This window comes from Stenotrophomonas sp. Ste96, from assembly GCF_024519495.1.
In the GTDB taxonomy this organism is placed as follows: domain Bacteria; phylum Pseudomonadota; class Gammaproteobacteria; order Xanthomonadales; family Xanthomonadaceae; genus Stenotrophomonas; species Stenotrophomonas bentonitica_A.
On record NZ_JALJRX010000002.1, the window covers coordinates 54,102 to 71,319 of the forward strand.

Genomic DNA, 17,218 nt, shown 5'->3' on the forward strand with positions numbered 1-17,218 from the left:
CGATTGAGGAAAGCCATGCACCGCTATCTCGCGTATCTGCTCGCCATCCTGCTGTTCCCGGTCTGCCTGTGGTTGGCCACGATCTGGCCCGCCTGGTACTGGGGCGTGGGGGTGACGGCCCTGCTGGTGGTGCTGGGCACGTGGGACATGCTGCAGAAGCGCAGCACGCTGCGGCGCAACTACCCGGTGATGGCGCACTTCCGCTACGGGCTGGAATCGATCGGGCCGGAGATCCGCCAGTACTTCGTGCAGAGCGATCTGGAAGACGTGCCGTTCTCGCGCCAGCAGCGTGCCCTGATCTACCAGCGCTCCAAGAATGAAATGGACGTGGTGCCATTCGGTACGCTGCGCAGCACGTATGCGGTGGATTACGAATGGATCAACCACTCGCTGGCGCCGACCGAGATCGGCCACCACGATTTCCGCATCCAGATCGGGCCCAACTGTGCCAAGCCGTACTCGGCCAGCGTGTTCAACATCTCTGCGATGAGCTTCGGCTCGTTGTCGGCCAACGCGATCCGCGCACTGAACGAAGGCGCGCGCCGCGGCAGCTTCTACCACGACACCGGCGAAGGGTCGATTTCTCCCTATCACCGCGAAATGGGCGGTGACCTGGTCTGGGAAATCGGCTCGGGCTACTTCGGTTGTCGTGATGAGGCCGGCGGCTTCAGTGAAGAGAAGTTCGTCGCCAACGCGAACCATGATCAGGTCAAGATGATCGAGATCAAGCTCTCGCAGGGCGCCAAGCCTGGTCACGGCGGCGTCTTGCCGGCGGCCAAGGTCAGCGAAGAGATCTCGATCACCCGTGGCGTGCCGATGGGCGTGGATTGCGTGTCGCCCTCCAGGCACAGCGCGTTCAATACCCCGGTCGAGCTGCTGCAGTTCGTCGCGCGGCTGCGCGAGTTGTCCGGCGGCAAGCCGGTCGGCTTCAAGCTGGCCATCGGCCACCCGTGGGAGTGGTTCGGCATTGCCAAGGCGATGCAGGAAACCGGACTGCTGCCGGACTTCATCGTCGTTGACGGCGCCGAGGGCGGGACCGGCGCCGCACCGGCCGAGTTCATCGATCATGTTGGCGTGCCGATGCACGAAGCCCTGCTGCTGGTACACAACACCCTGGTCGGGCTGGACCTGCGCGACCGCATCCGCGTGGGTGCGGCCGGCAAGGTGACCAGCGCGTTCGAGATCGCGCGCACCATCGCGCTGGGCGCGGACTGGTGCAACGCCGGCCGTGGTTTCATGTTCGCGCTGGGCTGCATCCAGTCGTTGAGCTGCCACAGCGACAAGTGCCCGACCGGCATCGCCACCCAGAACCCCAATCGCTGGCGCCACCTGGATGCGGCCGACAAGGCCACGCGCGTGCACAGCTACCACGAGAACACGCTGCGCGCGTTGCGCGACCTGCTGTGCGCGGCCGGCCTCAACGATCCCTCCGAGCTGGGGCCGGAGCACATCCTGCGCCGGGTCTCGCCGGTGGAAATCCGTTCGCTGGCCTCGTTGTATCGCTATCTTGCGCCCGGTGAACTGCTGCGCAAGGTGCCGGACCACGCGGTCTTCCACGATTACTGGGCCGATGCGCGCAGCGACTCGTTCCAGCCACCAGCGCGCATCCAGGCGCTGCGCGCGAGCAAATCGCGATGACGGGCGATCGTGCAGTGCGCTTGCGGGTCGGCCGCGCCGACGAGGCGGACCGGCTGTGGGTACTGCGCACGCGCTGCGTCCGCGAGGTGTGCAGTACGGCGTATCCGCCGGAGGTAATTGCCCCATGGTCGGCCTCGCCGCCGCCGCAACACTACCGCGCGCTGCTCGCCGCCGGTGGCGGTGTGATTGCCGAAGACGCCGAGGGTGCGCTGCTGGGCTATGGCGTGATCGATCTGGCCGGCAACGAGATCGATGCGTTGTTCGTCGATCCCGACTGCGGCGGCCGTGGCATCGGCCTGACCTTGATGCAGGCGATGGAGGCGTTGGCCGACCCTGCGCGGCCGCTGGTGCTCTCGGCCTCGCTCAATGCGGTGCCGTTCTACCAGCGGTGTGGTTTTGAGGCGCTGCGCGAGGAGAGCTACCCGCACCCCAGCGGCGTCGCACTCGCGTCGGTGCGGATGCAGCGCACGCGTTGATGCCGGCCAGTGGCCGGCACTACCCGGATGCCGCGCTGAGCCGCGCCGAGCGCCTGTCAGGGCACGTCACTGGTAGTGCCGGCCGCTGGCCGGCACCTCACGATCTATCCCTGCGCCAGCCAGGCCACCACGCCACGCCCGGCGCGCAGCCCGCTGGCGTAGCACGCCGTCAGAAGGTAGCCGCCGGTCGGTGCTTCCCAGTCCAGCATCTCGCCCGCACAGAACGTGCCCGGCCGTGCGCGCAGCATCAACTGCGCATCCAATGCCTCCAGGCGCACGCCACCGGCGGTGCTGATGACTTCATCGATCGGACGCGGTCGTTCCAGGGCCAGTGGCAGCCGCTTGAGCGCGTGCGCGATCTGCGCCAGCGGCAGCTGCCCGGCCTCGCGGCCCAGCACCTCGAACAGCAGGGCCGACTTCACCCCGCCCAGCCCGAGCTGGCGACGCAGGACCTCGCCGAAACTGCGGCCCTGGCGCGGCTTGCCCAGCTTCTCCAGCACCTGCGCTTCGGTCTGGCCCGGCAGCAGATCCAGCTGCAGTTCCACCTGGCCGTCGCGGGCCAGGCTGTCGCGCAGATCGGCCGACAGCGCGTAGATCAGGCTGCCTTCGATGCCGGTCGCCGTGATCACGCACTCGCCCTGCAGTGAGCGCGGTTCGCCCTTCAGGTCGGTCCAGTGCGCCACCACCGGCTTGAGCGGGGCGCCGGCCCGGCGTTCGCTGAAGTAGGGCGTCCAACCGATGTCGAAGCCACAGTTGGCTGGCTGCAGCGGGGCGATGTCGATGCCGGTGGCGACCATCGGCGCCACCCACGCGCCATCCGAGCCCAGTTCCGGCCAGCTGCCGCCGCCGAGCGCGAACACTACCGCGTCGGCCGTCACCGTCGTTTCGCCATCGGGCGTCTGGAAGCGCAGCGCGCCCGCGTCATCCCAGCCGGTCCAGCGATGCTGCACGTGGAAGCGCACGCCCTGTTCCTTCAGCCGGCGCACCCAGCCGCGCAGCAGCGGCGCGGCCTTGCGGTCCACCGGGAACACACGGCCGGAACTGCCCACGTAGGTCTCCACGCCGAAGTCCAACGCCCAGGCGCGCAGCGCCTCGGCATTGAAATCGGCCAGCCACCCGCCCACCGCCTCCGCGCGCTCGCGGTAGCGCGAAACGAACACGTCAGGCGCGTCGGAGTGGGTCAGGTTGAGGCCGCCTTTGCCGGCGATCAGGAACTTGCGACCGGGCGAGCCCTTGGCCTCGTACAGATCGACGGCGTGGCCGGCAGCGCGCACGGTTTCAGCCGCCATCAGGCCGGCGGGGCCGCCGCCGATGATCGCGACCCGGCGTGGGGTGGTCAGGGCAGTGCTCATGCAGGCAGGATCAACGCGGCTTGACGTCGAGCAGCTCGACATCGAACACCAGCGAGGAGTTCGGCGCGATCGGGCCGGCGCGACGGGCGCCATAGCCGTACTCGGCCGGAATCATCAGCGTGCGCTTGCCGCCCACCTTCATGCCGGCGAAGCCTTCGTCCCAGCCCTTGATGACCTGGCCCTGGCCCAGGTCGAAGCTGAAGGGCTCGCCACGGTCCACCGAGCTGTCGAACTTGTCACCGTGCTTGTCGGCGGTGCGCTCGTCGTAGATCCACCCGGTGTAGTGCACCGTGACCTTGCTGCCCGGCGTGGCCTCGGCGCCGGTGCCCGGCTGGGTGTCGATCTTCTCGAACTGCGCGATGCTGCCACCGGGCGGCGGGCCGGGCGGGGTGCAGGCGGCCAGCAGCGACAGCATCAGGGGGGCGAGCAGGTAACGCGGCAGACGGCGCATGGGCGGGCTCCGGATCCAAAAAACGGGGACGCAAGGGTAGCGCATCGCCGGGCGCTATCATGGGCGCATGTCGAAACTGCTGCTCAACCTGCGCAATGTCGCGGACGATGAAATCCAGGATGTCACCGCCCTGCTGGACAAGGCGGGCATTGCCCATTACCGCACCGAGCCCAGCCCGTGGGGCATCTCCTTCGGCGGCATCTGGGTGCGCGACAACGAGGATCACCCGCGGGCCAAGGCCTTGATGGCCGACTACCAGCAGGCGCGCGGTGAGCGCGTGCGCGGCGAGCGTGAGGCCGCGCTGCGCGAGGGCACGGCCGAGACCTTCGGCAGCCTGATCCGGCGCCGCCCGGTGTTCGTGGTCACGGTGCTGGTCGGGATGGCCGTCGCCGCCGCCTTGGTGCTGCTGCCGTTCGTGCTGCTGCGCGGCTGATTCCGGCGCGGCTCAGGCGTCGCGGCCGCCCAGCGGCTAAAATAACGGGATGATCGCCAATACCGCCGCCTACCACTTCACCCCCGTCGCCGACCCGGACGCGCTGTGCGCGACCCTGCTGGAGCGGGCCACCGCCGCGCAGCTGCGCGGCACGATCCTGGTAGCGGGCGAGGGCATCAACCTGTTCCTGGCCGGGGCAGAGCAGGCAATCGATGGCTTCTACACCGCCCTGCGGGCCGATGCCCGGTTTGCCGGGCTGCGGGTAAAGACCAGCTACAGCCACATGCAGCCCTTTGCCCGGCTCAAGGCCAAGGTCAAGCCGGAGATCATCAGCTTCCGCATCGACGACGGCCAGCCGCTGGCCTACCCGCGCGCCCCGTCGATCGACCCGGCCACGGTGCAGCGCTGGCTGCGCCAGGGGCATGACGACGCCGGCAAGCCGGTGGTGATGCTGGACACCCGCAACACCCAGGAGATCGAGTACGGCACCTTCCAGGACGCGCTGGTGCTGCCGATCACCAAGTTCACCGATCTGCCCGATGCGCTGGCCCCGCACCGTGAGGCGCTCAAGGACAGCACCGTGGTCAGCTTCTGCACCGGCGGCATCCGCTGCGAGAAGGCGGCCCTGTGGATGCGCAATGACGGCATGGACAACGTGCTTCAGCTGGACGGCGGCATCCTGGGCTATTTCGAGGCCGTGGGCGGCGAGGGCTATGACGGCCGCTGCTTCGTCTTCGACGAGCGCGTGGCGCTGGACGCGGCCCTGCAGCCGCTCGTGGACCAGGACGCCGACGCCGCCTGAGCCGCCTTCACGGCGTTGATTGTCCTGAATCGTCGCGGGACGGAAATCAGCGTCTTGCCACCCGTGCCTTGTGGGCGGTGGCAAACCGCGCGGACAGCCCCATCTCAGTGAGATATCTCCTGGTTGGAACGAGCATTCATGATGCAGCTGTCGATTCTTGATCTGGCGCCGGTCTGCGAAGGCAGCGACACCACGCAGGCCTTCGCCAACATGCTGGACCTGGCCCAGCACGCCGAAGGCTGGGGTTTCCACCGCTATTGGCTGGCCGAGCACCACAACATGCCCGGCATCGCCAGCGCCGCCACTGCCGTGCTGATCGGCCATGTGGCCGGGGGCACCAAGCGCATCCGTGTCGGTGCCGGCGGCATCATGCTGCCCAACCACTCGCCGCTGCAGGTGGCCGAGCAGTTCGGCACGCTGGCTTCGCTGTACCCGGACCGCATCGATCTGGGCCTGGGCCGCGCGCCCGGCACCGACCAGCCGACCGCGCGCGCGCTGCGCCGCTACTTCGACAGCGCCGACCAGTTCCCGCAGGACGTGCGCGAGCTGCTGCATTACTTCGAACCGGCCCAGAAGGGCCAGGCCGTGCGCGCCGTGCCCGGCGCCGGCATTCCGGTGCCGGTGTGGCTGCTGGGCTCGAGCCTGTTCAGTGCGCGCCTGTCGGCGGCGATGGGCCTGCCGTTCGCCTTCGCCTCGCACTTCGCCCCCGACGCGATGGATGAAGCCTTGGCGGTCTACCGCCGCGAATTCCGTGCCTCGCAGTATCTGCAGGCGCCGTATGCGGTGCTGGGCCTGAACGTGGTGGCCAGCGATTCGGAAGCTGACGCCAAGCGGCTGTTCACTACCCAGCAGCAGAGTTTCGTCAATCTGCGCCGTGGCCTGCCGGGCCTGATTCCGCCGCCGATCGACGACATCGAAGCGTTCTGGCAGCCGCACGAAAAGGCCGGCGTGCAGAACGCGCTGGCCTGCGCAGTGGTCGGTGACGTGAAGCAGGTGCAGGAAGGGCTGGCCGCGTTCGTGGCGCGGCACAAGCCTGACGAAGTGCTGGTCACCGCCAACATCTACGACCATGCCGCGCGCAAGCACTCGTTCGGCCTGGCGATGCAGGCATGGCGCGCACTGCAGGTGTAATCCACACGGCGCATGCGAAGAAGGTGTGACCGCGCGGTTCACGTCGCCGTAGCCGCCGATCGGCTGTGATGGTGGCTCCCCTTGCAGGAGCCACCCCATGGCCGAACACGATCGTCAGCAGCACATCAAACAACTGGCCGAACTGATCCGCGGCGTCGATATCGCGATGTTCACCACGGTCGGTGCGGACGGACGCTTGTTCAGTCGTCCGCTGGGCACGCAGGAAGTCGAGTTCGATGGCGACCTGTGGTTCGCCACCGGCGCCGACAGCCCGAAGATCGCGGAAATCACCGCCAACCCGCGCGTCAACGTGGCCTACGCCTCGCCCTCGGGCAATACCTATGTCTCGGTCTCGGGCATCGCCCGTGTCGTGAACGATCGGGCCAAGATCGACGAACTCTGGTCGCCGGCGATGAAGATCTTCTTCCCGGGCGGCAAGGACGACCCGAACCTGCGCCTGATCCACGTCAGCGCCGAATCGGCCGAATACTGGGATGGCCCGGGTGGCCTGCTCGGCAAGGCCCTGTATTTCGTGCTGTCGGCCGTCACCGATGACCCGGGCGCGATGTCCGACACCGGCACGGTGGATCTCAAGCCCGGCGCGTAACCGGGCTCACAGGGCCGGCCCTGCGCCGGCCATTGTGGTGCTGAAGCCGGCCGCGGGGTCGGCTTTTTTCATGGCGCATCGCGTGAAGGGGGGGCCGGCCTCAGCCGAACCAGCGTTGGAACAGGTCCACCGTGTAGCCCACCAGGTGGCCCGAACTGAAGCCGAAGAACAGCACGGCAGCCACCGCCCCGACCCAGTTGACCAGCATCAGCACGCCGTCGCGTTCCAGCAGCGCCAGCGCGAACAGCAGCAACTGGAAGCCGAACAGATAGTTGGTGAGCGGGATCGGCAGCGACAACAGCACGCCGATCAGGATCAGCAGCAGGCCGCTGAATGCATGGGCGGGCAGCGGCACCAGCAGTCCGGCCATCCGCGGTTTTAGCAGGCGGTCCAAGCGCCGCAGTGGGCCGTCGATGCGCTCCAGGAAGCGATGCATGGTGCCGCGCTTGGGCCCACGGTTGCGGATGAAGCCCGGCAGCCACGGCCGGCGCATGCCGCACAGCATCTGCGCACCGATCAGGACCACCAGCGGCCCACTGACCGCGCCGCCGATCCCGGGAATCGGAATGAAGGCCGGCAGGATCGCCACGAACAGGAACACGCCGAACGCGCTCTGCTGCAGATCCTGCAGGATCTGGCCCAGCAGCAGCCGTTCCTCCGGGTCACCGTGGTCGAACATCGCCAGGAGGGTACGGATCCCCTCGTTGCGGTACTGCGGCCGCGTCGGATCCGGCGGCGTCGGCTCAGCCGGTGATGTCATCGGTTTCGTCTTCGCTCAGGGTGCGCAGCAGCAGCTTGTCGACACGGGCCCCGTCGAGATCGACGATCTCGATGCGCCAGCCGGCCCAATCGAAGTACTCGCCCGCATGCGGGATGCGGCCGAAATAATGGATGCACATGCCGGCCAGCGTGTAGTAATCGCCATCGTCGGCATCGGGCAGCTCGGCGTTGCCCATCAGTTCGCGCAGGTCCTCGATCGACAGCGAGCCATCGACCAGGAACGAGCCGTCCTCACGGGTCACGACCAGTGCGTCCTCGTCCACGTTCTCCACCGACTGCAGGCGGCCGACCACCGCGCCCATCAGGTCGCTGATGGTGACCAGGCCCTGGATCTCGCCGTACTCGTCCACCACCAGCGCCATCGACTGCTGCTCCTCGCGGAAGATCTCCAGCAGCTTCATCGCGTGGGTGGACTCGGAGACGTACAGCGGCTCGCGCAGGTTCTGGAACAGCGAATGGTCATCGCGCACCAGGCGCGTCACCAGGCTTTTGACTTCCAGTACCCCGACGATGTCCTGGTCGTTGTCGCGGAACACCGGGTAACGGGAGAACTCGTTCTCGCGCATGGTGGCGATGTTCTTCTCCGGCGCGGCCTGCGTATCCAGCCAGGCGATCCGGTTGCGCGGGGTCATCAGGCTGTCGGCGGTGCGGTCGCCCAGGCGCATGACGCGGTTCATCATGTCGCGCTCGTGGGCGTCGATCACGCCGGCTTCGTGGCTCTCGGCCACCAGCATGCGGATCTCTTCTTCGGTGACCGAGGCGGCCTCATCCTTGCCCAGGCCGAGCACGCGCAGCACCAGCCGGGTGCTGTGCGAGAGCAGCCACACGAACGGGAAAGCGATCCGGGACAGCCAGCCCATCGGCCAGGCGACCAGCCCGGCGATGTCTTCCGAACGGGTGATGGCCAGTCGTTTGGGGACCAGTTCACCGAAGATCAGCGTCAGGAAGGTGATCAGGGCAACCGCCAGCGCCTTGCCCACTTCACTGGAGTAGGCGAAGGCCGGGACGATGCCGTGCAGCCACTCGGCGATGGCCAGGCCGATCGCCTCACCGCCGAACACACCGGTCAGGATGCCGATCAGGGTGATGCCGATCTGGACCGTGGACAGGAAGCTCTCGGGCTTTTCAGACAGTTCAAGCGCGCGCTCGGCGCGTTTGCTGGTGGCGGCCATCTGCTTGAGGCGGCTCTTGCGCGAAGTCATGACCGACATTTCGGACATGGCGAAGAAGCCGTTGAGCAGGATCAGGGCAAGGACGATAAGCAGTTCAAACACGGGCTTCATCCCCGGTTGGTGGCAGGGAGGGCGTGTTCAAGCGATGTCGGCTACCGGAGGGCGCGTAAGCGCGGCGGTGCGGCGGGGGGTAAGGGTCGTCGTCCATAGAGTGCACCCGAAGGTGCCCGCGCATCTTAACAAAAGGCCGGGGCAGGGATGCAATCAGGGTCGTTCAGGCAGGGCCGTGGGAGCGTGAAGATGACAGGGAGTACCCGGATTGGACATCAAACCGTCATAATTCCGCCCGGTGCCGTCCTTCCTCGACGGCGAATAGGTTTCTCAATGTTCTCTCTGCAGACCATTTTTGGCTCCGGCAAACAGTTCTACACCCTGCTGGACGAGGCTGCCCAGGCCGCCCAGGACAGCGCCAAGGCGCTGCACGCGATGCTGCGCGAAGCGGACCGCCAGCCGGCGCTGGACGCCTTCAAGCTGGCCCGCCTGCGCGAGCGCGCCGCCTCGGACAAGATCAGCCAGGCGCTGGTCGACAGCTTCATGACCCCGATCGAGCGCGAAGACATCGAAGCGCTGGGCTCGGCGCTGTACAAGATTCCCAAGCAGATCGAGAAGTTCGCCGATCGCTATTCGCTGGCCACCCAGCACCTGGAACACATCGATTTCGCGCCCCGCGCGGCGATGCTGGAGCAGGCCGCCAGCGTGGTGGTGGAGATGGTGGGCGACCTGCGCCACATGAACCTGGACCGGATGACCGCGCTCAACGAGAAGCTGCGCTCGCTGGAGAACGAAGCCGACCGCCTGATGCTCGAGCTGTACCGCGACATCTATTCCGGCCGCCTGGACAGCCTGCAGATGTTCCTGCTCAAGGAGTTCTTCGAGATCCTGGAAAAGGCCATCGATCGTTGCCGCGAGGCCGGCGTGGTCGCCTACCAGATCGTCTTGAAGAACAGCTGACGGACGCCACAGCATGCTGACCCTTGTTCTGGTGGTGATCCTGGCCGCGCTCGTCTTCGAGTTCATCAACGGCTTCCACGATACCGCCAACTCCATCGCCACCGTGGTGGCGACCAAAGTGCTCTCGCCCGGCTGGGCGGTGATGCTGGCGGCCTTCATGAACCTCATCGGTGCCCTGACCGGCACCGCCGTCGCGCTGACCATCGCCTCGGGCCTGCTCAACACCAACGTGGTCGATGTGACCCCGCAGGTGATCCTGTGCGCGCTGCTGGGCGGCATCATCTGGAACCTGATCACGTGGTGGAAGGGGCTGCCGTCCTCGTCCTCGCACGCCCTGATCGGCGGCCTGTGCGGCGCCGGCCTGGCCGCTGCCCATAACAACTGGGACGCGCTGATCTGGTCCGAGCGCATCGGCACCTGGGCCCAGAACAAGGGCCTGCTGTGGAAGGTGTTCCTGCCGATGATCACCTCGCCGATCGCCGGCTTCCTGCTCGGCATCGCGGTGATGCTGCTGCTGTGGGCGATCATCGCGGGCATGGCCAAGGTGGGCGGGTTCATCGGCCGGCTGGCGCGCCCGCGCATCGTCAATGCGTTCTTCGGCAAGGCCCAGATCGCCTCGGCGGCCTACATGGGCTTCGCCCACGGCCACAACGATGCGCAGAAGACCATGGGCATCATCGCCATGACGCTGATCGGTGCCGAAGCCACCGGTGCCCTGAACGACCTGCCGTCCTGGCTGGCCTTCATGCACCCGGACGCGAGCGCCGGCGACGGCATCGCGATGTGGATCGTGCTGACCTGCGCCGTGGTGATGGCCGCCGGTACCGCCTCGGGCGGCTGGAAGATCATCAAGACCCTGGGCCACAAGATGGTCAAGCTGCACCCGATCCACGGCTTCGCCGCGGAAACCAGCTCGGCCACCATCCTGACCCTGGCCGCGCACTTCGGCATGCCGGTCTCGACCACCCACAGCATCTCCACCGCGATCATGGGCGTGGGCTTTGCCAAGAACCCGCGTTCGCTGCGCTTCGGCGTGATCGAGCGCATCGTGTGGGCGTGGATCCTGACGATCCCGGCCGCCGGCGGCTGTGCGTACCTGATCCTGCGCCTGTTCGAACTGTTCGGCTGGGCCTGACCGGTCCGCACGGTTGAACATCGAAAAGCCCGCCGCAAGGCGGGCTTTTTCGTGGGAGGGCGCGTGCCCGACAGGGTGAGGCGAGGCCGATACACGCAGGATGGCGCCGCGCCGGTTCTAACGCGGCGCCGGGTCGGCCCGATCCTGCCACTCGCGTGCCAGCAGGCCGTAGACGGCTGAATCGGAGACCTCGCCGGCAACCCGCCAGCGCTCCCGCAGCAATCCTTCGCGCTGGAACCCGATCCGCTCCAGCACCTTCGCCGAAGGGGCGTTGCGCGGATCGATCTCCGCTTCCAGCCGACGCATGCGCAGTTCATCGAACAGGTAGGCCGCGAACCGTGACAGCGCCTCGTGCATGTAGCCCTTGCCCTGTGCCGACGGCGCCAGGTGATACCCGATCTCCGCGCGCCTGGACGTCTCGTCGATCGCGAACACGACCACGATGCCCAGCAGCGGTCCGTCCACGTGCTCACGGATCGCCAGTTTCAGTTGCGTGCCTGCCTCCAGCGCGGCGAGATCGTCGAGGATCTGTACGTAGGCCTGCTTGAGGTCGGTCCACGCCGGATGGTTCCAGTAGCGCATGCCCGCACGGTCGGACTGGATCACGAACAAGGCCTGCGCGTCCGTGGCGCGGATCGGTGTCAGCACCAGGCGCGTGGTTTCCAGCATCAGGGTCGGGTCGAACGGCATGCGGGTTCCTGCCAAGGCGGTGACGCCACGGTAATCCTTCCCGCTGCATGCATCCATGCCTGGTGGCACAGGCAAGAAAAAACCCGCCGGAAGGCGGGTTCTTTCAGTGCCACTCGAGGCGGATCAGACCTCCAGCGAAGCCAGGTCGCCCTTCTTTTCCAGCCAGCCCTTGCGGTCGCTGGCGCGCTTCTTGGCCAGCAGCATGTCCATCAGCGAATGGGTCTGCTCGCCATCATCGATGGTCAGCTGCACCAGGCGACGGGTATCGGGATGGATGGTGGACTCGCGCAGCTGCTGCGGGTTCATTTCACCCAGGCCCTTGAAGCGGGTCACGCTGACCTGGCCCTTGATCTTCTCGCGCTCGATCTTGTCCAGCATCGTGCGCTTCTCTTCCTCGTCCAGGGCGTAGAACACCTGCTTGCCCACGTCGACACGGAACAGCGGCGGCATCGCCACGAACACGTGGCCGGCATCGACCAGTGCCGGGAAGTGCTTGAGGAACAGCGCGGTCAGCAGGGTCGCGATGTGCAGGCCGTCCGAGTCGGCGTCGGCCAGGATGACGACCTTGCCGTAGCGCAGCCCGGCGATGTCTTCCTTGCCCGGGTCGCAGCCGATCGCGATGGCCAGGTTGTGCACTTCCTCGGAGGCCAGCACGCTGCCCGAGGACACTTCCCAGGTGTTGAGGATCTTGCCGCGCAGCGGCAGGATCGCCTGGAAGTCCTTGTCGCGGGCCTGCTTGGCACTGCCGCCGGCGGAGTCGCCTTCGACCAGGAACAGCTCGGTGCGCGACAGGTCCTGGCTGATGCAGTCGGCCAGCTTGCCGGGCAGGGCAGGCCCCTGGGTGACCTTCTTGCGGGTCACCAGCTTCTCGGTCTTCAGGCGCGCACTGGCGCGCTCGATGGCCAGCTGGGCGATCTGCTCGCCCAATGCGACGTTCTGGTTCAGCAGCAGGCTGAAGGCATCGTGCGCGGCGCCTTCAACGAAGCCGGCGGCCTGGCGCGAGGACAGGCGTTCCTTGGTCTGGCCGCTGAACTGCGGGTCGGTCATCTTCAGCGACAGCACGAACGACACGCGGTCCCAGACGTCTTCCGGGGCCAGCTTGACGCCACGAGGCAGCAGGTTGCGGAAGTCGCAGAACTCGCGCAGCGCCTCGGTCAGGCCGGTGCGCAGGCCGTTGGCGTGGGTGCCGTGCTGGGCGGTCGGGATCAGGTTGACGTAGCTTTCCTGGACCAGCTCGCCTTCGGGGATCCAGGCCAGGGCCCAGTCCACCACCTCGTTTTCTTTCTTCAGGTGGCCCACGAACAGGTCGGCCGGCAGCATCTCGCGCTCGCCGAGCTCGGCCTTGAGGTAATCGCTCAGGCCGTCTTCGTAGTACCAGGTGTCCTGCTCGCCAGTGGCTTCGTCGTGGAGCTTCACGGTCAGGCCCGGGCACAGCACGGCCTTGGCACGCAGCAGGTGGCGCAGCGCGCGCAGGTTGTACTTGGGCGTGTCGAAGTACTTCGGGTCGGCCCAGAAGCGCACGCGGGTACCGGTGTTCTTCTTGCCGACGCTGCCGACCACTTCCAGCGGGGTGGCGCGGTCGCCGTTGCGGAAGGTGATGCGGTGTTCGCTGCCGTCGCGCTTGATATGCACTTCGACCAGGGTGGACAACGCGTTGACCACGCTCACGCCAACGCCATGCAGGCCGCCGGAGAAGGTGTAGTTCTTGTTGTTGAACTTGCCGCCCGCGTGCAGGCGGGTCAGGATCAGTTCGACGCCGGGGATCTTCTCCTCGGGGTGGATGTCCACGGGCATGCCGCGGCCGTCATCGCTGACCTCGCAGCTGCCGTCCTTGAACAGCGTGACTTCGACCGTGTGGGCATGCCCGGCCAGGGCTTCGTCGACGGCATTGTCGATGACTTCCTGCGCCAGATGGTTCGGGCGCGCGGTGTCGGTGTACATGCCGGGGCGGCGCTTGACCGGGTCCAGGCCGGACAGGACTTCAATATCGGCGGCGTTATAGCGGGCGTTCATCTGTCTTCATAAAGCGCAATGCGACGGCGAAGTTTGCGGTCTGGACGGCTTTTTTGCACGCCACACGTTCAGGGGGCGGCCGACCGGGGCGCGATAGACTGTGCTGGATGGGAAACCGGAGCCTCCGGCGCCCCATTCCATGCCATACCGCGAGGAGCACCCCATGAAGAAGTTGCTGACCATCGTTGCCATCGCCGCCGCCGTGGTGGCCGTGCCCATGGCACTGGCCCAGAACGCCGGACAGGGCCAGCCCACGCCGCAGCAGGGCGAACAGGCCGACAGGGCGCAGGCCGAGGCGGACGCCAAGGCCAAGCGCCGCGCGGCCGCCACGGCCGAAATGAAGGCCAGGGGCGAGCAGGCCCCGCAGAAGGAAGAGGAAGAAGAAGCGCGGAAGAAGCGATAAGCGCTTCGCGCTGACGCTTCCCTACGGTTTGCGCGGCAAACCGTGGGCCCCGCTCACCCTCTCTTCCACATCCCCGCGCCTGTCGGCGCGCCCCCTTGAACTCCAAGGGGGCTCTCCACCAGAGAGACCTGGGGATCTGAAAAGTAGTCAACATGAGCCCCGGTATCGCGCCGGGGCTCTTCTTTTTATGTGAAGGCCGTCATCCGCCCCTTGGGCTGGAGGCCGTCAATCTGTAAACTATGGCTTTCCGGGAGTAGTGCGTGTCATCCATCAGCGAATGGACTGGCCTGATCGTGCGCGATCGCCAGCAGGGTAGGCAGGAGGTGACGGTCCAGACAGCGGCCGGCACGGCTGACCCGACGTCGCTGACCCACTCCCGCACCGTATCCCCCCTGATCCCGTTCCTGGCGCGTGAAGATGCCGCCGCCAGCCGGATCGTCCCGATTTCCCCCTTTACGTCGTCCGTCGCCCCGCGCGCCGGCGCCGTTTCCCCCTTCCTGACAGGACACCCCCAGCCATGACTCCCTTGATCTTCGTAACCGGCGGCGTAGTGTCCTCGCTCGGCAAAGGCATTGCCGCCGCGTCGCTTGCCGCCATCCTCGAGGCCCGCGGCCTGCGGGTGACGATGATGAAGCTCGATCCGTACATCAACGTCGACCCGGGCACCATGAGCCCGTTCCAGCACGGTGAGGTCTACGTCACCGATGACGGCGCCGAGACCGATCTGGACCTGGGCCATTACGAGCGCTTCGTGCGCACCCGCCTGAGCCGCAAGAACTCGGTCACCACCGGCCGCATCTACGAGAACGTGATCCGCAAGGAGCGCCGCGGCGACTACCTGGGCGCCACCGTGCAGGTCATTCCGCACATCACCGATGAGATCCGCCGCTGCATGGACGAGGCCACCGAAGGCTTCGACGTGGCGCTGGTGGAGATCGGCGGTACGGTGGGCGACATCGAGTCGCTGCCGTTCCTGGAGGCGATCCGCCAGGTGCGCACCGAGCGCGGCCCGGAGAAGGCGCTGTTCATGCACCTGACCCTGGTGCCGTACATCGCCGCCGCCGGCGAGCTGAAGACCAAGCCGACCCAGCACTCGGTCAAGGAGCTGCGCTCGATCGGCATCCAGCCGGACGTGCTGCTGTGCCGTTCCGAGCAGGTCGTGCCGGATTCGGAGCGCCGCAAGATCGCCCAGTTCACCAACGTCTCCGAGCGCGCCGTGATCAGCGTGCCGGACGTGGACGTGCTGTACCGCATTCCGATGGGCCTGCACGCGCAGGGCCTGGATGACATCGTCATCAACCAGCTCAAGCTCGGCGACAAGGCCGGCCCGGCTGACCTGCATGAGTGGGAAGCGGCGGTGGACGCCACCCTGCACCCGCTGGACGAGGTCACCATCGCGGTGGTCGGCAAGTACGTCGACCACCAGGACGCCTACAAGTCGGTCGGCGAAGCGCTCAAGCACGGCGGCCTGCGCCAGCGCACCAAGGTCAACCTGAAGTGGCTCGAAGCGCAGGAGCTGGAAGACAGCGACCTGGCCGCGCTGAAGGATGTCGACGGCATCCTGGTGCCGGGCGGCTTCGGCGACCGTGGTTTCGAAGGCAAGGTGCTGAGCTCGCAGTTCGCCCGTGAGCAGCAGGTGCCGTACTTCGGCATCTGCTACGGCATGCAGGCCGCGGTGGTCGATTTCGCCCGCCACGTGGCCGGCCTGGAAGGTGCCAACAGCACCGAGAACGATCGCCAGTCGCCGAACCCGGTGATCGGCCTGATCACCGAATGGCGCACCGCCACCGGCGATGTCGAGAAGCGTGACGACAAGAGCGACCTGGGCGGCACCATGCGCCTGGGCCTGCAGGAGCAGCGCCTGAAGCCGGGCACGCTGGCCCGCGAGCTGTACGGCAAGGACGTGGTCGCCGAGCGTCACCGCCACCGTTACGAGTTCAACAACCGTTACCGCACCCAGCTGGAAGATGCCGGCCTGGTGATCGCCGGCAAATCGATGGATGACACCCTGGTGGAAGTCATCGAGCTGCCGCGCGACCAGCACCCGTGGTTCCTGGCCTGCCAGGCGCACCCGGAGTTCCTGTCGACCCCGCGCGACGGCCACCCGCTGTTCATCGGCTTCATCCGTGCCGCGCGCGAGCGCAAGGCCGGTGGCAAGCTGGCCCAGGACGCGGCCGCCTGATCGGCATGCCGCACTTGCAGTGGGGGCCGCGTGCCCCCATTGCAGAGCGCTAATCACCCACGGCGGCTGGCCTGGCCAGTGTTCGCCGGACAACAAGGAAACGCCATGAAACTGTGTGGATTCGACGTCGGGCTGGACCAGCCCCTGTTCCTGATCGCCGGCCCGTGTGTGATCGAGTCGATGCAGCTGCAGCTGGACGTGGCTGGCAAGTTGAAGGAAATCACCGATCGCCTCGGCATCAACTTCATCTTCAAGTCGAGCTTCGACAAAGCCAACCGCACCTCGGGTACCGCCTTCCGCGGCCCGGGCATGGAAGAGGGCCTGAAGGTCCTGGCTGAGGTGAAGAAGCAGATCGGCGTGCCGGTGCTGACCGACGTGCACGAATACACCCCGATGGACGAAGTGGCCTCGGTGGTGGACGTGCTGCAGACGCCGGCGTTCCTGGTGCGTCAGACCGATTTCATCACCAAGGTGTGTGCGGCCGGCAAGCCGGTCAACATCAAGAAGGGTCAGTTCCTGTCGCCGTGGGACATGAAGCCTGTCGTGGAGAAGGCCAAGGCCACCGGCAACCAGGACATCATGGTCTGCGAGCGCGGCGCCAGCTTCGGCTACAACAACCTGGTCAGCGACATGCGTTCGCTGTCGGTGATGCGCGATACCGGTTGCCCGGTCGTGTTCGATGCCACCCATTCGGTACAGCTGCCGGGCGGGCAGGGCAACAGCTCCGGTGGCCAGCGCGAGTTCGTGCCGGTGCTGGCGCGTGCGGCGGTCGCTGTGGGCGTCTCGGGCCTGTTCGCCGAGACCCATCCGGATCCGTCCAAGGCGTTGTCCGATGGCCCCAACGCGTGGCCGCTGGATCGCATGGAAGAACTGCTTGAAACCCTGATGGAACTCGACGCGGTCACCAAGAAGCACGGGTTCTCGCGCTTCGCATGATGGCCG

18 protein-coding genes are annotated in these 17,218 nt (G+C 66.9%); 12 read left to right on the forward strand and 6 right to left on the reverse strand.

Annotated features, from left to right (window positions below; all coding sequences use genetic code 11):
• The first annotated feature begins 15 nt into the window (after window positions 1-15).
• The gene (locus tag OC373_RS07000) at window positions 16-1,638 is read left to right on the forward strand and encodes an FMN-binding glutamate synthase family protein (RefSeq protein ID WP_019183355.1); all 1,623 of its coding nucleotides are present in this window, start codon (window positions 16-18) and stop codon (window positions 1,636-1,638) included.
• Window positions 1,635-2,114 carry a GNAT family N-acetyltransferase gene (locus OC373_RS07005; protein ID WP_156785767.1) on the forward strand — a complete coding sequence of 160 codons (480 nt, stop codon included), beginning with the start codon at window positions 1,635-1,637 and terminating at the stop codon, window positions 2,112-2,114. Before OC373_RS07000 ends, OC373_RS07005 begins: the two co-directional genes overlap by 4 nt.
• A 104-nt stretch (window positions 2,115-2,218) precedes the next feature.
• Here the strand turns inward: OC373_RS07005 and OC373_RS07010 are convergent, their stop codons facing one another.
• Both OC373_RS07010 and OC373_RS07015 read right to left on the reverse strand, forming a co-directional pair.
• Window positions 2,219-3,466, reverse strand: coding sequence for a TIGR03862 family flavoprotein (locus OC373_RS07010; protein ID WP_261997352.1), 1,248 nt, complete (start codon window positions 3,464-3,466; stop codon window positions 2,219-2,221).
• A gap of 10 nt (window positions 3,467-3,476) precedes the next feature.
• Window positions 3,477-3,917: an FKBP-type peptidyl-prolyl cis-trans isomerase gene (locus tag OC373_RS07015; RefSeq protein ID WP_019183352.1), complete on the reverse strand. Its 441-nt coding sequence runs from the start codon at window positions 3,915-3,917 to the stop codon at window positions 3,477-3,479.
• 67 nt (window positions 3,918-3,984) lie between these two features.
• On the opposite strand from OC373_RS07015, the gene OC373_RS07020 reads away from it, so the two are divergent.
• The 4 genes from OC373_RS07020 to OC373_RS07035 all read left to right on the forward strand — a co-directional run bounded on the left by OC373_RS07020 (window position 3,985) and on the right by OC373_RS07035 (window position 6,890).
• On the forward strand, window positions 3,985-4,350 hold the full coding sequence (locus OC373_RS07020) for a DUF6164 family protein (RefSeq protein WP_019183351.1): 366 nt from the start codon (window positions 3,985-3,987) through the stop codon (window positions 4,348-4,350).
• Between the two features lie 49 nt (window positions 4,351-4,399).
• On the forward strand, window positions 4,400-5,152 hold the full coding sequence (locus OC373_RS07025; RefSeq protein WP_046273691.1) for a sulfurtransferase: 753 nt from the start codon (window positions 4,400-4,402) through the stop codon (window positions 5,150-5,152).
• Between the two features lie 138 nt (window positions 5,153-5,290).
• On the forward strand, window positions 5,291-6,283 hold the full coding sequence (locus OC373_RS07030; RefSeq protein WP_261997353.1) for an LLM class flavin-dependent oxidoreductase: 993 nt from the start codon (window positions 5,291-5,293) through the stop codon (window positions 6,281-6,283).
• A gap of 97 nt (window positions 6,284-6,380) precedes the next feature.
• Entirely contained in the window at window positions 6,381-6,890 is a 510-nt protein-coding gene (locus OC373_RS07035; RefSeq protein ID WP_261997354.1) for a pyridoxamine 5'-phosphate oxidase family protein, read from the forward strand.
• Between the two features lie 100 nt (window positions 6,891-6,990).
• On the opposite strand, the gene OC373_RS07040 is transcribed toward OC373_RS07035, so the two are convergent.
• Together OC373_RS07040 and OC373_RS07045 are read right to left on the reverse strand one after the other, a co-directional pair.
• On the reverse strand, window positions 6,991-7,650 hold the full coding sequence (locus OC373_RS07040) for an exopolysaccharide biosynthesis protein (RefSeq protein ID WP_019183347.1): 660 nt from the start codon (window positions 7,648-7,650) through the stop codon (window positions 6,991-6,993).
• Window positions 7,634-8,944, reverse strand: coding sequence for a hemolysin family protein (locus OC373_RS07045; RefSeq protein ID WP_026069803.1), 1,311 nt, complete (start codon window positions 8,942-8,944; stop codon window positions 7,634-7,636). The genes OC373_RS07040 and OC373_RS07045 overlap by 17 nt, the downstream gene beginning before the upstream one ends.
• Before the next feature lie 282 nt (window positions 8,945-9,226).
• Here OC373_RS07045 and OC373_RS07050 point away from each other — a divergent pair, with 282 nt between their 5' ends.
• Together OC373_RS07050 and OC373_RS07055 are read left to right on the forward strand one after the other, a co-directional pair.
• Complete coding sequence (locus OC373_RS07050; RefSeq protein ID WP_019183345.1) at window positions 9,227-9,853, forward strand: DUF47 family protein; 627 nt, start codon at window positions 9,227-9,229, stop codon at window positions 9,851-9,853.
• 13 nt (window positions 9,854-9,866) lie between these two features.
• Complete coding sequence (locus OC373_RS07055) at window positions 9,867-10,988, forward strand: inorganic phosphate transporter (protein WP_019183344.1); 1,122 nt, start codon at window positions 9,867-9,869, stop codon at window positions 10,986-10,988.
• Window positions 10,989-11,105: 117 nt separating this feature from the next.
• Here OC373_RS07055 and OC373_RS07060 read toward each other — a convergent pair whose 3' ends face one another.
• Both OC373_RS07060 and parE read right to left on the reverse strand, forming a co-directional pair.
• Window positions 11,106-11,678 carry a GNAT family protein gene (locus OC373_RS07060; protein WP_261997355.1) on the reverse strand — a complete coding sequence of 191 codons (573 nt, stop codon included), beginning with the start codon at window positions 11,676-11,678 and terminating at the stop codon, window positions 11,106-11,108.
• Window positions 11,679-11,801: 123 nt separating this feature from the next.
• On the reverse strand, window positions 11,802-13,691 hold the full coding sequence (gene parE / locus OC373_RS07065; protein WP_046273688.1) for a DNA topoisomerase IV subunit B: 1,890 nt from the start codon (window positions 13,689-13,691) through the stop codon (window positions 11,802-11,804).
• 163 nt (window positions 13,692-13,854) lie between these two features.
• Here parE and OC373_RS07070 point away from each other — a divergent pair, with 163 nt between their 5' ends.
• From OC373_RS07070 to kdsA, 4 genes are all read left to right on the forward strand, one after another.
• Window positions 13,855-14,094 (forward strand): hypothetical protein, encoded by a 240-nt coding sequence (locus OC373_RS07070; protein ID WP_070427082.1) that lies wholly within the window; start codon window positions 13,855-13,857, stop codon window positions 14,092-14,094.
• A 260-nt stretch (window positions 14,095-14,354) separates the two neighbouring features.
• Window positions 14,355-14,615: a hypothetical protein gene (locus OC373_RS07075; RefSeq protein ID WP_261997356.1), complete on the forward strand. Its 261-nt coding sequence runs from the start codon at window positions 14,355-14,357 to the stop codon at window positions 14,613-14,615.
• A complete protein-coding gene (locus OC373_RS07080; RefSeq protein WP_070427084.1) occupies window positions 14,612-16,276 on the forward strand; it encodes a CTP synthase in 1,665 nt (554 codons plus the stop codon). Before OC373_RS07075 ends, OC373_RS07080 begins: the two co-directional genes overlap by 4 nt.
• A 105-nt stretch (window positions 16,277-16,381) precedes the next feature.
• Window positions 16,382-17,212 carry a 3-deoxy-8-phosphooctulonate synthase gene (gene kdsA, locus OC373_RS07085; RefSeq protein ID WP_019183338.1) on the forward strand — a complete coding sequence of 277 codons (831 nt, stop codon included), beginning with the start codon at window positions 16,382-16,384 and terminating at the stop codon, window positions 17,210-17,212.
• Window positions 17,213-17,218: the final 6 nt, after the last annotated feature.

Excerpts from the sequence above, each read along its gene's own strand:
- kdsA (WP_019183338.1), top strand. The coding sequence starts at position 16,382 with ATGAAACTGTGTGGATTCGACGTCGGGCTGGACCAGCCCCTGTTCCTG.
- parE (WP_046273688.1), bottom strand. The coding sequence starts at position 13,691 with ATGAACGCCCGCTATAACGCCGCCGATATTGAAGTCCTGTCCGGCCTG.
- OC373_RS07060 (WP_261997355.1), bottom strand. The coding sequence starts at position 11,678 with ATGCCGTTCGACCCGACCCTGATGCTGGAAACCACGCGCCTGGTGCTG.
- OC373_RS07005 (WP_156785767.1), top strand. The coding sequence starts at position 1,635 with ATGACGGGCGATCGTGCAGTGCGCTTGCGGGTCGGCCGCGCCGACGAG.
- OC373_RS07000 (WP_019183355.1), top strand. The coding sequence starts at position 16 with ATGCACCGCTATCTCGCGTATCTGCTCGCCATCCTGCTGTTCCCGGTC.
- OC373_RS07030 (WP_261997353.1), top strand. The coding sequence starts at position 5,291 with ATGATGCAGCTGTCGATTCTTGATCTGGCGCCGGTCTGCGAAGGCAGC.
- OC373_RS07010 (WP_261997352.1), bottom strand. The coding sequence starts at position 3,466 with ATGAGCACTGCCCTGACCACCCCACGCCGGGTCGCGATCATCGGCGGC.
- OC373_RS07050 (WP_019183345.1), top strand. The coding sequence starts at position 9,227 with ATGTTCTCTCTGCAGACCATTTTTGGCTCCGGCAAACAGTTCTACACC.
- OC373_RS07070 (WP_070427082.1), top strand. The coding sequence starts at position 13,855 with ATGAAGAAGTTGCTGACCATCGTTGCCATCGCCGCCGCCGTGGTGGCC.
- OC373_RS07025 (WP_046273691.1), top strand. The coding sequence starts at position 4,400 with ATGATCGCCAATACCGCCGCCTACCACTTCACCCCCGTCGCCGACCCG.
- OC373_RS07040 (WP_019183347.1), bottom strand. The coding sequence starts at position 7,650 with ATGACATCACCGGCTGAGCCGACGCCGCCGGATCCGACGCGGCCGCAG.
- OC373_RS07055 (WP_019183344.1), top strand. The coding sequence starts at position 9,867 with ATGCTGACCCTTGTTCTGGTGGTGATCCTGGCCGCGCTCGTCTTCGAG.
- OC373_RS07080 (WP_070427084.1), top strand. The coding sequence starts at position 14,612 with ATGACTCCCTTGATCTTCGTAACCGGCGGCGTAGTGTCCTCGCTCGGC.
- OC373_RS07035 (WP_261997354.1), top strand. The coding sequence starts at position 6,381 with ATGGCCGAACACGATCGTCAGCAGCACATCAAACAACTGGCCGAACTG.
- OC373_RS07020 (WP_019183351.1), top strand. The coding sequence starts at position 3,985 with ATGTCGAAACTGCTGCTCAACCTGCGCAATGTCGCGGACGATGAAATC.
- OC373_RS07015 (WP_019183352.1), bottom strand. The coding sequence starts at position 3,917 with ATGCGCCGTCTGCCGCGTTACCTGCTCGCCCCCCTGATGCTGTCGCTG.